At 74.2% G+C, this 13,457-nt stretch carries 8 protein-coding genes; 5 read left to right on the top strand and 3 right to left on the bottom strand.

Features of this window, described 5'->3' with window-relative positions; genetic code table 11:
• Nucleotides 1-8 precede the first annotated feature (8 nt).
• The 3 genes from prfB to BKA18_RS13960 all read right to left on the bottom strand — a co-directional run bounded on the left by prfB (nt 9) and on the right by BKA18_RS13960 (nt 4,357).
• Complete coding sequence (gene prfB / locus BKA18_RS13950; RefSeq protein WP_006605291.1) at nt 9-1,115, bottom strand: peptide chain release factor 2; 1,107 nt, start codon at nt 1,113-1,115, stop codon at nt 9-11.
• A gap of 145 nt (nt 1,116-1,260) precedes the next feature.
• Complete coding sequence (locus BKA18_RS13955; RefSeq protein ID WP_366043423.1) at nt 1,261-2,532, bottom strand: serine/threonine-protein kinase; 1,272 nt, start codon at nt 2,530-2,532, stop codon at nt 1,261-1,263.
• Nucleotides 2,533-2,728: 196 nt separating this feature from the next.
• Nucleotides 2,729-4,357 carry a serine/threonine-protein kinase gene (locus tag BKA18_RS13960; RefSeq protein ID WP_366043424.1) on the bottom strand — a complete coding sequence of 543 codons (1,629 nt, stop codon included), beginning with the start codon at nt 4,355-4,357 and terminating at the stop codon, nt 2,729-2,731.
• 491 nt (nt 4,358-4,848) lie between these two features.
• On the opposite strand from BKA18_RS13960, the gene BKA18_RS13965 reads away from it, so the two are divergent.
• From BKA18_RS13965 to BKA18_RS13985, 5 genes are all read left to right on the top strand, one after another.
• Entirely contained in the window at nt 4,849-8,190 is a 3,342-nt protein-coding gene (locus BKA18_RS13965; RefSeq protein ID WP_366043487.1) for an FHA domain-containing protein, read from the top strand.
• Between the two features lie 243 nt (nt 8,191-8,433).
• Nucleotides 8,434-9,807 carry an ABC transporter substrate-binding protein gene (locus BKA18_RS13970; RefSeq protein ID WP_366043425.1) on the top strand — a complete coding sequence of 458 codons (1,374 nt, stop codon included), beginning with the start codon at nt 8,434-8,436 and terminating at the stop codon, nt 9,805-9,807.
• A 37-nt stretch (nt 9,808-9,844) separates the two neighbouring features.
• Nucleotides 9,845-11,236, top strand: coding sequence for a carbohydrate ABC transporter permease (locus BKA18_RS13975; protein ID WP_366043426.1), 1,392 nt, complete (start codon nt 9,845-9,847; stop codon nt 11,234-11,236).
• Nucleotides 11,233-12,147 carry a carbohydrate ABC transporter permease gene (locus BKA18_RS13980; RefSeq protein ID WP_366043427.1) on the top strand — a complete coding sequence of 305 codons (915 nt, stop codon included), beginning with the start codon at nt 11,233-11,235 and terminating at the stop codon, nt 12,145-12,147. Before BKA18_RS13975 ends, BKA18_RS13980 begins: the two co-directional genes overlap by 4 nt.
• Nucleotides 12,148-12,508: 361 nt before the next feature.
• A complete protein-coding gene (locus BKA18_RS13985) occupies nt 12,509-13,447 on the top strand; it encodes a class I SAM-dependent methyltransferase (protein ID WP_366043428.1) in 939 nt (312 codons plus the stop codon).
• The last annotated feature ends 10 nt before the right edge of the window (nt 13,448-13,457 follow it).

Genomic DNA, 13,457 nt, shown 5'->3' on the forward strand with positions numbered 1-13,457 from the left:
CGGGCCCGTCACTTCTCCTGCTGCTTGCGCCAGCGGATCCCGGCCTCCAGGAAGCCGTCGATGTCGCCGTCGAGCACCGCGGTGGGGTTGCCGACCTCGAACTCCGTCCTCAGGTCCTTGACCATCTGGTACGGGTGCAGGACGTACGAACGCATCTGGTTGCCCCAGGAGTTGCCGCCGTCGCCCTTGAGCGCGTCCATCTTCGCCTGCTCCTCCTGGCGGCGGCGCTCGAGGAGCTTGGCCTGGAGGACGTTCATCGCGGTCGCCTTGTTCTGGATCTGCGAGCGCTCGTTCTGGCAGGAGACGACGATGCCGGTGGGGATGTGCGTCAGCCGGACCGCGGAGTCGGTGGTGTTGACGCCCTGGCCGCCGGGGCCGGAGGAGCGGTAGACATCCACCCGCAGCTCGGACTCGTCGATCTCGATGTGGTCGGTCTTCTCGACGACGGGCAGCACCTCGACACCGGCGAACGACGTCTGGCGGCGGCCCTGGTTGTCGAACGGCGAGATCCGCACCAGGCGGTGCGTGCCCTGCTCGACGGAGAGCGTGCCGTAGGCGTACGGCACCTGCACGGAGAAGGTGGTCGACTTGATGCCGGCCTCTTCCGCGTACGAGGTCTCGTAGAGCTCGGTCTTGTAGCCGTGCCGCTCGGCCCAGCGCAGATACATCCGCTGGAGCTTCTCGGCGAAGTCGGCGGCGTCCACGCCACCGGCCTCGGCGCGGATGTTGACGACCGCCTCGCGGGAGTCGTACTCGCCGGACAGGAGGGTGCGGACCTCCAGCTCCTCCACGGCCTTGCGGACGTCCGTCAGCTCGCTCTCGGCCTCGGCGCGGGCGTCCTCGTCGTCCTCGGCCTCGGCGAGCTCGAAGAGCACTTCGAGATCGTCGACGCGGCTGCGCAGCTGCTCGGCCCGGCGCACCTGGCCCTGGAGGTAGGACAGCCGACTGGTGACCTTCTGGGCACTCTCCGGGTCGTCCCACAGGGACGGCGCCGCGGCCTGCTCCTCGAGCACGGCGACATCGGCCCTCATCTTGTCGAGGTCCAGGACGGCCTCGATCGACCCCATGGTCGAGGAGAGGGACTTCAGCTCTTCGGATACATCGACGACTGCCACGCACCCAGCCTAACGGCTGCCACCGTCTGCGTGACCCGGCCCCGGCAAGTGGAACCTGCCGGGAGCCGCCCGCACCGGGCCGGGGAAGGGTGCCGCGCCGTCCGTCGCGCCGCTCACCGCCGGGCCCGGCGCGCCCCCGGCGCCGTCACGGGGCGTCGGGTCCGGAGCGGTGGACGCCCGGTGTGGCGTCGCCCGCCCCGTCGTCGCCCGAGGCGAGCCAGCCGCCCAGGCCGGCCGCCACGATCACCGCGGCGGCGGCCGCGCCGAGCTTGATCCGGCGGCGGCGCACCGCCTCCTGCGAGGCGCGGTGCCGGGCCGAGCCCGCCCGGCGCTCGCCGGTGGCGCGCGGGGCGCGGGCGGTGCCGTGGGCGCCGCCCGCCAGCTCGTCCGGGCCCGGGACCCGCATGCTGGTGTGCGTGTCCCGGTTGGAGTCGGGGGCCGCGCCCTGGACGAGCGGGACGGCGCCACGCGGCGGGGTGGCCTCCCCCGGTGCCGCCGACGGGTGGAACGCCTCGTCACGGGGCCCGGCGGCGCTCTCCGGGTCGTCCTCCGGCTGCTCGTCCTCCGGCTCGTCGATGTCCAGCGGCGGCATGCCGGCCAGCGAGGGCAGCAGCTCGCGCAGCCGGGCGGCGAGCTCGGGGGCGCGCAGCCGGGACGCCGGCGCCTTGGCCAGACACTGCAGCAGCAGCTGCCACAGCTCGTCGGGGATACCGGGCAGCGGCGCCACGCTCTCGGTCACATGGCGGCGCAGTACGGCCCCGGGGTGGCCGCCGCCGAACGGCGTGAACCCGGCGAGCAGCTCGTACAGGACGGTCGCCAGGGCGTAGACGTCCACGGAGGCGCGGGGCGGCAGGCCCTCGATGATCTCCGGGGCGAGGTAGTCGGGAGTGCCGATGACCTTGGTGGCCCTGGTCCGGCGCGGGGAGTCGACGAGCCGGGCGATGCCGAAGTCGGTGAGCAGCGCGGGGTGCGCGCCGCCGGGGCCGAGCGGGCCCTGCATGTCCAGCAGGACGTTCTCGGGCTTGACGTCGCGGTGCACGATCCGCGCGGCGTGCGCGGCGGCGAGCCCGTCGGCGACATCGGCGGCGATCGCGACGGCCGCCGCGGGGGCCAGCCGGCGTTCGCGCTCCAGCCGGGTGCGCAGGTCGGTGCCCCGTACGAGATTCATGACCAGCGCCAGGTCGTTGCCGTCGACGACGAGGTCGCGGACGCCGACGACATGCGGGTCCGCCAGGCCCAGCAGGGCCGCCCGCTCCTGGACGAAGCGGCCGACGAGCTCCTGGTCGGCCGCGAGATCCTCACGCAACAGCTTGATGGCCACGGCCCCTTCGGGACCCTCGCCCAGCCATACCGTGCCGGCACTGCCGCGCCCCAGGATCTGGTGGGCGGTGTACCGGCTGCCGATCTTCCGTGCCAAGACTGCTCCGACGTGTCGGGCCCCCGAGCGTCCTGCGAGGGCTGAGGTTGGCGTCAAAGCTACGCGGATGCCAGGGGAGTTCGTGCCCCGTACGGCGGCAACCTTCACTTCTCCGGGCGAAATTGCCCGTCAGAAGTCGACAAATCCACTGAGTGGGTTCGGTGCCGCCCGCGGCATCCCCCGCGGGCGGCCGGCGTCAGCCGCCGAGTTTCTGCACGAAGTGCTGCACGCTGTTGATGACGTGGCCGATCTGGGCGAAGAAACCCCTGGTCGTGCCGATCCACTCCTGGAGCGGGGTGAGCTCCCAGATCAGCCATGCCGCCACGAACAGCAGGATGATCGTGAACAGACAACCCTTGAGACAGCCCAGGCCGGGGATCTTCATCGGGTTGGCGCTGCGCGGGCGGGGCTCGCGCCGGGGCCGGGGCTCCGGGGCGGGCGGCCGCTGCGGTTCATAGCGCTGCGGCGGCGGCTCCTGGCGGCGCTGCGGGGCCTGCTGCTGGGCGTACGGCGGCGGTTGCTGCCGGTACTGCGGCTGCTGCGGGCGCTGCGGCGGCTGCTGGGGCGCCTGGCGCTGCGGACGACGGCGCAGCGGGTCCTCGGTGGGATCCAGATACTGCACCTGGGTCTGCTCGTTGCGGTCGCGGGCGGCCCGCATCTGGGACTCCCACGGATGGGGCCCGTCGGGATTCTGCGGCCCGCCGGCCGGTGCGCCCATGGGCATCGGCGGCATCGCACGGGTCGGGTCGCCCTGGCCGCCGGGACCGCCCTGTCCGCCGGTGGACGGCAGCACGCTGGTCGCCGCGGCCGGGTCGTAGGAACCGGCACCGGACGGGAGCACCTGGGTGGGGTCGGCGTCGCCTCCGCCGGCCCCGCCGTCGCCGCCCGTCCCGGGGACGGTCGCGGGCGCGGGGTCGGGAGCGAGCAGCGCGGCCACGCCCAGCGCGGCCTCGGCCTGCGCCGGGGAGGCGTGCACCCCGATGCCGGACGCGACGGCGCGCAGGGCCCGCGCGAGGTTCTCGGCGCTGGGCCGCTCCTCGGGGCGCTTGCGCAGACAGCGCTCTATCACCGTCCACAGCGGCTCGGGGAGCGTGCTGGGACGGCGCGGCTCCTCGCTGAGGTGACGGTGCAGCACCTCCAGGGCGGTCGCCCCGGCGAACGGCGGCCGTCCGGTGACGAGTTCGTACAGCAGAATCCCGGCGCCGTAGACGTCCACGGCGGAGGTCTGCGGGCGGCCCTCGGCGGACTCCGGGGCCACATAGGCGGGGGTCCCGACGAATTCATGAGTGCGGGTCAGGCCCGGGGAGTCGGCGAGGCGGGCGATGCCGAAGTCGGTCAGCATCGGGTGCATCTCGGCGCTGCCGTCCGACCCGGCGAGCAGGACGTTGGCGGGCTTGAGGTCGCGGTGCACCACACCGTCGGCGTGGCTGGCGGCCAGCGCATCGGCGATCTGGGCGGTGAGCAGGGCGGCGGCCACCGGGCTGAAGGGGCCGTTGTCGCGGAGGTAGCGGTGCAGGTCGGGGCCGTCGACCAGGTCCATGACCAGGGCCAGCAGATCGCCCTCGACGACGAGGTCGCGGGTGCGGACGATGTTGGGGTGGGCCAGGCGCAGCAGGACGGAGCGCTCCCGCAGGAAGCGCATCACCACATCCGCGTCGTGCGCCAGCTCCTCCTTGAGGACCTTGATCGCGACCGTCTCACCGGGCTCTCCTGCCACGGCGGCCTCGGCGCCCGCCGTCTCCCGCTGGCGGGCACGCCAGACGGTGCCCGTGGCACCGCGTCCCAGCGGTTCCTCGAGCAGGTACTTGCTGCCTACCGGCCGCACGTCATGCGCTCCCTGGTGGTGTGGTTCTCGTTGCCTGGCCCGCCGGTCGGCTGGTTCGCCTCCGCACGGCCGTCCGACCCACTGTAGTGCCGTCGCACAATCTTTTCGGTCCGGACGGCCCGGTACAGGCTTGTGGGAAAGACGCGTGTTCGCGGCGGATGGTTGCCCGCCGCGGCCGGCCGGTGTGCACACCGCCCGCACGGCCGGGCCGGGAACCGTTCCGAGCTGACCACGGCGGTCGAATTCCGGCCGGGCACGGCACGCAAGCAGGCACTTTTTCGCCCTTAGAAGACCAATCAAGATCACTGAACGGCGGTCGGCGGGCGTGTTGTCAGTGCCAGGTGCGAGGATGCACCCAGCACGACGCGGTGGGGGCGGAGCGGTCTTTGTCGCGCCGTGCACTTGGGACTTGTCCGTGCCGACGTGCCCGGGTGCGGTGGGGGGATGAGCGGACCCCCTGCGGATCCCGGCAGAAGGGACCGTTGACGGCGATGCAGATCCGGCTGACCGTCCTCGGGCCGCGCAGCGGCCACACCACTCGGGCCTGCGACGTGCTCGTGACGGCCCCCGCCGGGACCGCACTGGCGGCGGTGGCCGGCTCGCTCGCCGCCTCCGTGGCGGGCTCGGGCGCGGATGTCGGCGCGGGCAGCAGCAGCGCCCCCGTCGTGCTGTATGCCGGGTCCGACCGGCTCGATCCGCAGCGCGCGGCGCTCGGCGAGCCCCCGCTGATCGACGGCGCGGTGCTCTCCCTCCAGGGCCCCGGCCCCTCCCCGGCGCACGGCCTGCCGCACGGCTCGGCGCGGCTGCGCGTCATCTCCGGCCCCGACGCCGGCGGCGTCCATCTGCTGCACGGCGGCCAGATCCGCATCGGCCGCTCCGCCGACGCCGATGTCCCGCTCGACGACCCCGATGTCTCCCGGCTGCACTGCGCCGTGACGGTCGGTCCCGACGGCGCGGTGACCGTGGCCGACCTGCGGTCCACGAACGGCACCGCCGTGGACGGCACCGACCTCGGCGAACAGCCCGCGCCGCTGCGGCCCGGCGCGCTCCTGCGGATCGGCGAATCCGCGCTGCGCCTGCAGTCCGCGCCCGGCGCCCCGGACCCGGCGCTGGCGACCGCCCCCGACGGCGAGGGACAGCTGCGGATCACCCCGGGGGCGGCAGGCGCTTCCCCGGCGGGGCGGGCGGCGGGCGGGGGAGGTGCCGGCCACGGAGCGGCACCGGGTCCGCAGGGGGCCACCGCCGCGGCCGGCGGGGCGTATGCGGGAGCCGGGTACGGCCGCCCGGCGGCCGCCTCCGCTCCCGTACCGCCGTCCCGCCCGGCAGCGGAGGCCCGGCGGCGGGACACCCCGCTGCGCGGCACCCCGACCGGCGGCGACCAGCCGTGGCAGGGCGCGCCGGACGCCGGCCCGGCCACCTGGCATGCCCCCGCGGCCGCCTTCCCGGATCTCTCCGGCGGCCATGTCTACGACCGCACCGACGACGGCGCCCGGACCGACGCCGCCGGGGCCCCGGAGCGCGCCGACGGCTTCCCCGGCGGAGCGCAGGACCGCACGCACGGCGGGCAGCAGGCGCTCGCGCCGGCCGAGGAGTCCTCCCGTAAGGGCGGGCGGCGGGGCGGTATCGGCGCCTGGGCGCGGCGGCTGGCCGGCGGCCGGCCCGCCGTGGAGCGGCCCGAGACCCTCCCGGTGGCGTACCCGCCCGCCGGCGGCCCGGCGCCGGCCCCCGCGGACGCCTCCGGGGAGACCTGGGCGGCCGAGGCGGTGTCCGGGCCCGCCGCGGACGAGCGATGGCCGGACGCCGCCGCGATCCTGCTCACCGCCCTGGGCCCGGGCCCCCGGCTCTGGGAGCGCGGCCCGGACCATCCCGACGCGCTGACCGTCCGGCTGGGGACGGCCGCCCGCAGCGGCGGCCGGGCCGCGGCGCCGGTGACCGTCGGGCTGCGCCGGGCCGGCTCGCTGGGTCTGGCCGGACCGCGGGCCCGGCTGACCGGGCTGGCCCGCTGCGCCCTCGCCCAGCTCGCCGCGCTGCACTCCCCCGGCACCCTCGACATCGTGCTGATCAGCGCGGACCGGGCGCGCCCCACCGAGGAGCGGGTGGCCGAATGGTCCTGGCTCGGCTGGCTGCCGCAGGTCCGCCCGGCCCATGGCCAGGACTGCCGGCTGCTGCTGGCGTACGACAAGGAGCAGGCCGCGGCCCGTACGTCCGAGCTGGTGCGGCGGATCGAGGACGGCCCGCTGGGTCCCGGCTGGGCCGACGCCGCGCGAGCGGAGACCGCCGCCGTCGCGGCCCGCCACCAGGGCCCGTTCACCGTGGTGATCGTGGACGGCGACCCCGGCTCCGCCGCGCTGCGCGAGACCACCGCCCGGCTCGCGGCGTGCGGCCCGGCGGCCGGTATCCACCTGCTGTGCCTGGCCGAGACCCCGGCCTCCTCCCCCGCCTTCCCGCTGGCCGCGACGTACGAGGCGGCCCGGGCGGCGTCGCCCGCCTTCGGGGAGTGCGGGGCGGTCGCGGTGCTCAGCGGCGATGTCGCCACGGCGCTGCGCGTCGTCCAGCCGGGCTCCGGCCCCCATGGCACGGTCGCGACGGTGGACGCGGTCTCCGGTGCCTGGGCCGAGCGGTTCGCCCGGGCGCTGGCGCCGCTGCGCGAGGCCGATGCGCCGGCCGGGGGTGCCGCGGTGCCCCGTGCGGCCGTCCCGCTGCCGGATGCGGCGCGGCTGCTGGACGAGCTGGGGCTGGCTCGCGCCACCCCGGCGTCCCTGATGGCCCGTTGGGCCGCCGCCCTGGACACCGACCGGGCGGGCGCCGTCGCGGTGCTCGGCGCCGGTCCGCACGGCCCGCTGGGCGCCGATCTCGCCGCCGACGGCTCGCATCTGCTCGTGGAAGGCGCGGCGGCCACCGGCAAGACCGAGCTGCTGCGGGCGCTGGCCGCCTCGCTGGCGGCCGCCGACCGCCCGGATCTGCTGTCGCTGGTGCTGGTGGACGGCGGGGGCAGCGAGCGGGGTGAGGGGCTGCGGGTGTGTACGGACCTGCCGCACGTCACGACGTACCTCGCGGCCTCGGAGCCGGTCCGGATGCGGGAGTTCGCCCAGGCGCTGTCCTCCGAGCTGAAGCGGCGCACGGAGATACTCGGCGGCACCCCGTTCGCCGAGTGGCGCAGCCGGCATCTGCCGGCGCCGCGGATCGTCGCCCCGCGGCGGACGACCGAGGGCACCAGCGGGTCGGCGGCCGGTGATGCGGACCCGTCGACGACCGGGACGCTGCGGCTGCGGGCGCGCAGCGGGGCCCCCGCAGCGGACGGCGGGGAGGCGGCGGTGCCGATGCCGCGGCTGTTCGTGCTGGTCGACGACTTCGATGCGCTGGTGGCGCCGGCACTGGGCAGCATGGGCCGGCCGGCCGCCGGTTCCGTGGTGCGGGCCCTGGAGGCGGTGGCCCGGGACGGGGCGGCGGTCGGGGTCCATCTGATAGCCGCGACCGGCCATCCGGACCGTACGGCCGAGACGGCGACGAGTGAACGGGCCGGTCTGCGGGTGCAGTTGGGCGCCGCCGACGAGGCGTCCGAGCCGGTGCCCCCCGGCCGCGGACGGCTGCACCGCGCGGCGGACGGCTCCTCGACGCCGTTCCAGGCGGGCCGGGTGACCGGGCGGATACCCCGGACGTCCACCCTCCGGCCGACGGTCGTGCCCCTGGAGTGGGCGCGGATGGGCGACCCGCCGGCCCGGCGGCCGCTGCGCGAGCTGGGCAACGGTCCGACGGACCTGGCGCTGCTGGCCAGTGCGCTCCAGCGGGCCGCACAGTCCTCAGGCGCCGCAGCCGCCCCACCCCTGCTGTGAACCCCTAGGGGGTCCGTAACAGCCCCATCACGAAAGGTCAGTTGACGCGGAACGCGGTATTGCGGACCCCGCGGCCCGGGCGTAGGACTGTCGCACACCGACCCGCACGACGAGGCGCAGCGCGACACACCGCACCACCGCTCGGCACGACGCGAACGGCACCGCAGGGACGCCGCGGCACGACGTGACACGGCTCTCCCTTCGCACCCGGCACGGCAGGCGCAGCGATAAGGGGCTACGGGGATGCGCAGACGACTCGACCGCACGGCGCTCGGCACCACGACCGCAGTGGCGGCGACCGCGGTGCTCGCCCTGGCGCTGACCGCCTGCGGCGGCAGCGGCGGCGGCAAGGACCACGCGGACGGCGGCAGCAAGGGCGGCGGCACCGCCCCCACCGTCCGGCTCCCCCACCTCAGCGGCCAGAAGCTGCAGGTGACCGCGGTCTGGACGGGGCCGGAGCGGGCCAACTTCGTCAAGGTGCTGGACGAGTTCGAACAACGCACCGGGGCCACCGTCGACTTCGTGCCCAGCGGGGACGACATGGCCGGTTTCGTCGGCTCCAAGATCGCCGGTGGCGGGCCGCCGGACGTCGCGATGCTCCAACAGGTCGGTGTGCTCCACGAGTTCGCGCAGAAGGGCTGGCTCAAGCCGCTCGGCGCGGACGCCAGGGCGCAGCTCACCAAGAACTACACCAAGGGCTGGCAGGACCTCGGCGCCCACAAGGGCACGCCGTACGGCGTCTACTTCAAGGCCAGCAACAAGTCGTTGGTCTGGTACAACGCCCAGGCGTTCGACAACGCCGGCGTCAAGGAGCCGAAGACCTGGCGGGAGTTCCTCACCACGGCGCGGACGCTCGCCGACTCGGGCGCCCCGCCGGTCTCGGTGGGCGGTGCGGACGGCTGGACGCTGACCGACTGGTTCGAGAACATCTACCTCTCCCAGGCGGGGCCACAGAAGTACGACCAACTTGCGCAGCACAAGCTCAAGTGGACCGACCCGTCCGTCACGCAGGCGCTGACCACGCTCGGTGGGCTCTTCGGGCACAAGGATCTGCTCGCCGGCGGTAACTCCGGTGCCCTGCAGACGGACTTCCCGACGTCGGTGACCCAGACCTTCAGCGGCGGCGGTGCCCCCAAGGCCGCGATGGTCTCCTCGGCCGACTTCGCCGCCGCCAACATCAGCCAGACCAAGGCCAAGGTCGGCACGGACGCCAAGGTCTTCCCGTTCCCCGCGGTGGGCGCGAAGTCCCCGGTGGTGACCGGCGGCGATGTGGCGGTGGCCCTCAAGGACACCAAGGCCTCGCAGGCGCTGCTGACGTTCCTGGCGTCGACGGACGCCGCCAAGATCTGGGCGCAGGCCGGCGGGTTCCTCTCGCCCAACAAGGCGCTCGACCAGGCGGCGTACGCCAACGACGTCATGCGCACGATCGCCAGGGCGCTGATCGCGGCGGGCGACGACTTCCGCTTCGACATGTCCGACCAGGCGCCCGCCTCCTTCGGCGGCAAGCCGGGCCAGGGCGAGTGGAAGGACCTGCAGGACTTCCTGAAGAACCCCAAGGACGTCGCGGGCATCCAGAGCCGGCTGGAGAAGGACGCCGCCCGGTCGTTCGGGCACTGACGCCGACCGCCTCGACCGGGACCGGGGGACCGTCACGATGAGCGACGCAGAGGTCAGCAAGGTCAGCAGCGGACACGGCGGACGGCCCAGCGGCGGGCGGCTCCGCGAGGGACGGCCCAGCGGCGGCGGCCGGGTGCGGCTGCGCGTGCCGGGCACCCGGCCGTGGATCGCCGCGGGGTTCCTGCTGCCGGCGCTGCTGCTGCTCGGGGCGCTGGTCGTCTACCCCATCGCCTTCTCCGTCTACCGCAGCCTGTTCGACGCCTCCGGCAAGGGCTTTGTGGGGCTGGGCAACTACGGCGCGATGTTCGCGGACGACGGCATCCGTACGGCGCTGAAGAACAACGTCCTGTGGGTCGTGGTGGCGCCGACGGTCTCGACGGCGCTGGGGCTGATCTTCGCGGTGCTGACCGAGCGGATCCGCTGGGGCACCGCCTTCAAGCTGATCGTGTTCATGCCGATGGCGATCTCGATGCTGGCGGCCGGCATCATCTTCCGGCTGGTCTACGACCAGGACCCCGAGCGCGGTGTCGCCAACGCGGTGTGGGTCGGCCTCCATGACACGTTCGCCGACCCGGCGCCGTTCCCGGGCGCCAAACCGCGGCCCAGGTCCGGCCTCGCGCCGTCCGGCGCCGGCGGGTACACCACGCGCGCGGCCGTCCGTGCGGGGTCTTCGGTGCGGCTGCCGCTGGTCGCCGTCCAGCCGGGCGATCTGCGCGGCGCCCGGCCCGCGGCCGCCGCCCGCCCCCGCCCGGGAGCAGTCACCGGCACCGTATGGCTGGACTTCACCCGCGGGGGCGGCGGCCGCCCGAACGTCCTCGACGGCAACGAGAAGGCGCTGGCCGGGCTGACGATCGAGGCGGTCAAGGGCGGCCGGGTGGTCGCCTCGGCGACGACGGCGGCCGACGGCACCTTCACGCTGCCCGGCGACCGGGCCTCAGGCGCCCGGCTCCGGCTGCCCGCGGCCAACTTCGCCGAGGCCTACCGCGGCGTCGACTGGCTGGGCCCGGCGCTGGTCACCCCGGCCATCATCGGCTCCTACGTCTGGATGTGGGCCGGTTTCGCGATGGTGCTGATCGCGGCGGGGCTGGCGGGCGTCCCGCGGGAGCTGCTGGAGGCGGCCCGGGTGGACGGCGCCGGGGAGTGGCAGGTCTTCCGCCGGATCACCGTGCCGCTGCTGGCCCCGGTCCTGGTGGTCGTGCTGGTCACCCTCATGATCAATGTGCTGAAGATCTTCGACCTGGTCTACATCATCGCGCCGGGCTCCAGCATCCGGTCCGCCAACGTGCTGGCGCTCCAGCTCTTCCAGTCGTCGTTCGGCACGGATGTCGACGAGGGGCTGGGCAGCGCGATCGCCGTCTTCCTGCTGCTGCTCGTGCTGCCGGTGATGTACGTCAACCTCCGGCGCATACGGAAGGAGCGTCGCCGATGACGACCGTGGACCGAGTCGTACCGGCCGAGCGGCCCCGGCCGGCCGGTCCCGTACGCGCCCGGCAGCCGCTCCCGGCCCGGATCGCGGCCCGGGCCGGCGGCGGTGCGCTGCGGATCTTCCTGATCCTGGTCGCACTGTTCTGGCTGATGCCCTCCGTGGGGCTGCTGCTGTCCTCGCTGCGCAGCCCGCAGCAGATCGCCGAGTCCGGCTGGTGGCGGGTCCTGGCCCAGCCGGCCCAGCTCACCTGGGACAACTACAGCCAGCTGCTGTCCAACGGCAAGGTGATGGGCTCGCTGCTGACCACGGCGGCGATCACCGTGCCGGCGACGCTGCTGGTCGTCGTCATCGGCTCGCTGGCCGGCTACGCCTTCGCCTGGCTGGACTTCCCCGGCCGCGACGGCTGGTTCCTGGTGGTCGTCGGGCTGCTGGTGGTGCCGGTGCAGGTGGCGCTGATCCCGGTGGCCAAGCTGTTCGGCGCGGTGGGGCTCTTCGAGACGACGGCCGGGGTGATCCTCTTCCATACGGCCTTCGGGCTGCCGTTCGCGGTGTTCCTGCTGCGGAACTTCTTCGCCGAGATCCCGCGCGAGCTGCTGGAGGCGGCCCGGCTGGACGGGGCGGGCGAGCTGCGGCTGTTCACCCGCGTCGTGCTGCCGCTGGGCGGTCCGGCGATCGCCTCGCTGGGGATCTTCCAGTTCCTGTGGGTGTGGAACGACATGCTGGTCGCGCTGATCTTCGCGGACAGCAGCCATCCGCCGATCACCGTCGCCCTGCAACAGGAGGTGCGGCAGTTCGGGAACAACATCGATGTGCTGGCGCCCGGTGCGTTCCTGTCGATGGTGGTGCCGCTGATCGTCTTCTTCGCCTTCCAGCGCCAGTTCGTCTCCGGAGTGATGGCCGGCGCGGTGAAGTGAGACCGCGGGCATACGGGGCACGACGCCGCACGCCATCTTCCGTTCATTTTTCTCCCCCTACGATGCGGGTCCCGTGAAACGCATGGTGCGACCCGGCTTCGTCATGGAGACTGCCGGAGCGGCGCTCGAAACGACTCTCGAACCGAGCAGTGGCGCCCCCGGGCCCGGCCTGGCCGCGCCCGTGCGCAGCGGCCGCGACACCGGGTGCGACCCGGACCGCGGAGACACCGACAACAACAGGCAGCACCGAGCAGCACCCGCATATCCACGGCGGACAGCGCCGGAACATATCGCCACAATCCCCCTCACCTACGCGTCGTCATTCGTCCTACGTTCCCGACCGTCTGGAGACGGACCGCACATGACTGCCCCCATCGCAGAGAGTGCCGCACTGCCGCGCCCCACCCGGCTGTCCGAGGTCAAGGGCTGGTTCTTCACCGCCGACCAGCTGATGTTCGACTGGTTCCTGGCACACCAGCAGGAGGAATCCGAGCCGGGGGATCTGCTCGAACTGGGCGCGTACATGGGCAAGAGCGCGATCTTCCTCGGTGCCCGGCTGCGCGCCGGCGAGCGCTTCACGGTCTGCGATCTCTTCGACTCCCCCGCCGAGGACGCCTCCAACTCCAAGGAGATGAAGAAGTCCTACGCGACCCTGACGCGGCGGGCCTTCGAGGCGAACTACCGTGCGTTCCATGAGGAGTTGCCCACCATCGTCCAGGGCCTCAGCTCGGTCGTCACCGACCATGTCGACGAGGGCTCGGTGCGCTTCGCCCATATCGACGCCTCCCATCTCTACGAGCATGTGCACGGCGACATCCTCGCGGTGCGCTCGCTGCTCACCGCGCACGGCGTCGTGGTGATGGACGACTACCGCGCCGAGCACTGCCCCGGGGTGGCCGCCGCCACCTGGCAGGCCGTCGCGAACGAGGGGCTGCGCCCCATCTGCATCACCGGCACCAAGTTCTACGGGACCTGGGGCGACCCCGAGCCGCTGCAGAAGGCGCTGCTGGAGTGGATAGCGGCCCGCGGCGACATCTGGCACGAGGTGCAGTTCGTCAACGACGCCCCGCTGATCCGGCTGAGCGCCAAGGGCGCCCGGGAACCCGCCCAGCCGGCCTCGCGGCACCGCTCCGCGGGCGCCTCCGTCCCGCAGCCGGCACAGTCCCCGGCGGCCTCCGCGGCCCGCCCGGGCCCGCACCTCCCGACGCGCAGCGCGGTGCGGCGGGTGGCCCTGGACGTCCTGCCGCCGATCGTCACCCGCGCCCTGGTGAAGGCCCGCAAGCGGGCCCGCGGACACTGAGGCGCCGGTC

Source organism: Streptomyces auratus (assembly GCF_050433025.1).
Lineage (GTDB): Bacteria > Actinomycetota > Actinomycetes > Streptomycetales > Streptomycetaceae > Streptomyces > Streptomyces sioyaensis.

Coding starts and splice junctions, on each gene's coding strand:
- BKA18_RS13975 (WP_366043426.1), top strand. CDS start 9,845: ATGAGCGACGCAGAGGTCAGCAAGGTCAGCAGCGGACACGGCGGACGG.
- BKA18_RS13980 (WP_366043427.1), top strand. CDS start 11,233: ATGACGACCGTGGACCGAGTCGTACCGGCCGAGCGGCCCCGGCCGGCC.
- BKA18_RS13985 (WP_366043428.1), top strand. CDS start 12,509: ATGACTGCCCCCATCGCAGAGAGTGCCGCACTGCCGCGCCCCACCCGG.
- BKA18_RS13965 (WP_366043487.1), top strand. CDS start 4,849: ATGCAGATCCGGCTGACCGTCCTCGGGCCGCGCAGCGGCCACACCACT.
- BKA18_RS13970 (WP_366043425.1), top strand. CDS start 8,434: ATGCGCAGACGACTCGACCGCACGGCGCTCGGCACCACGACCGCAGTG.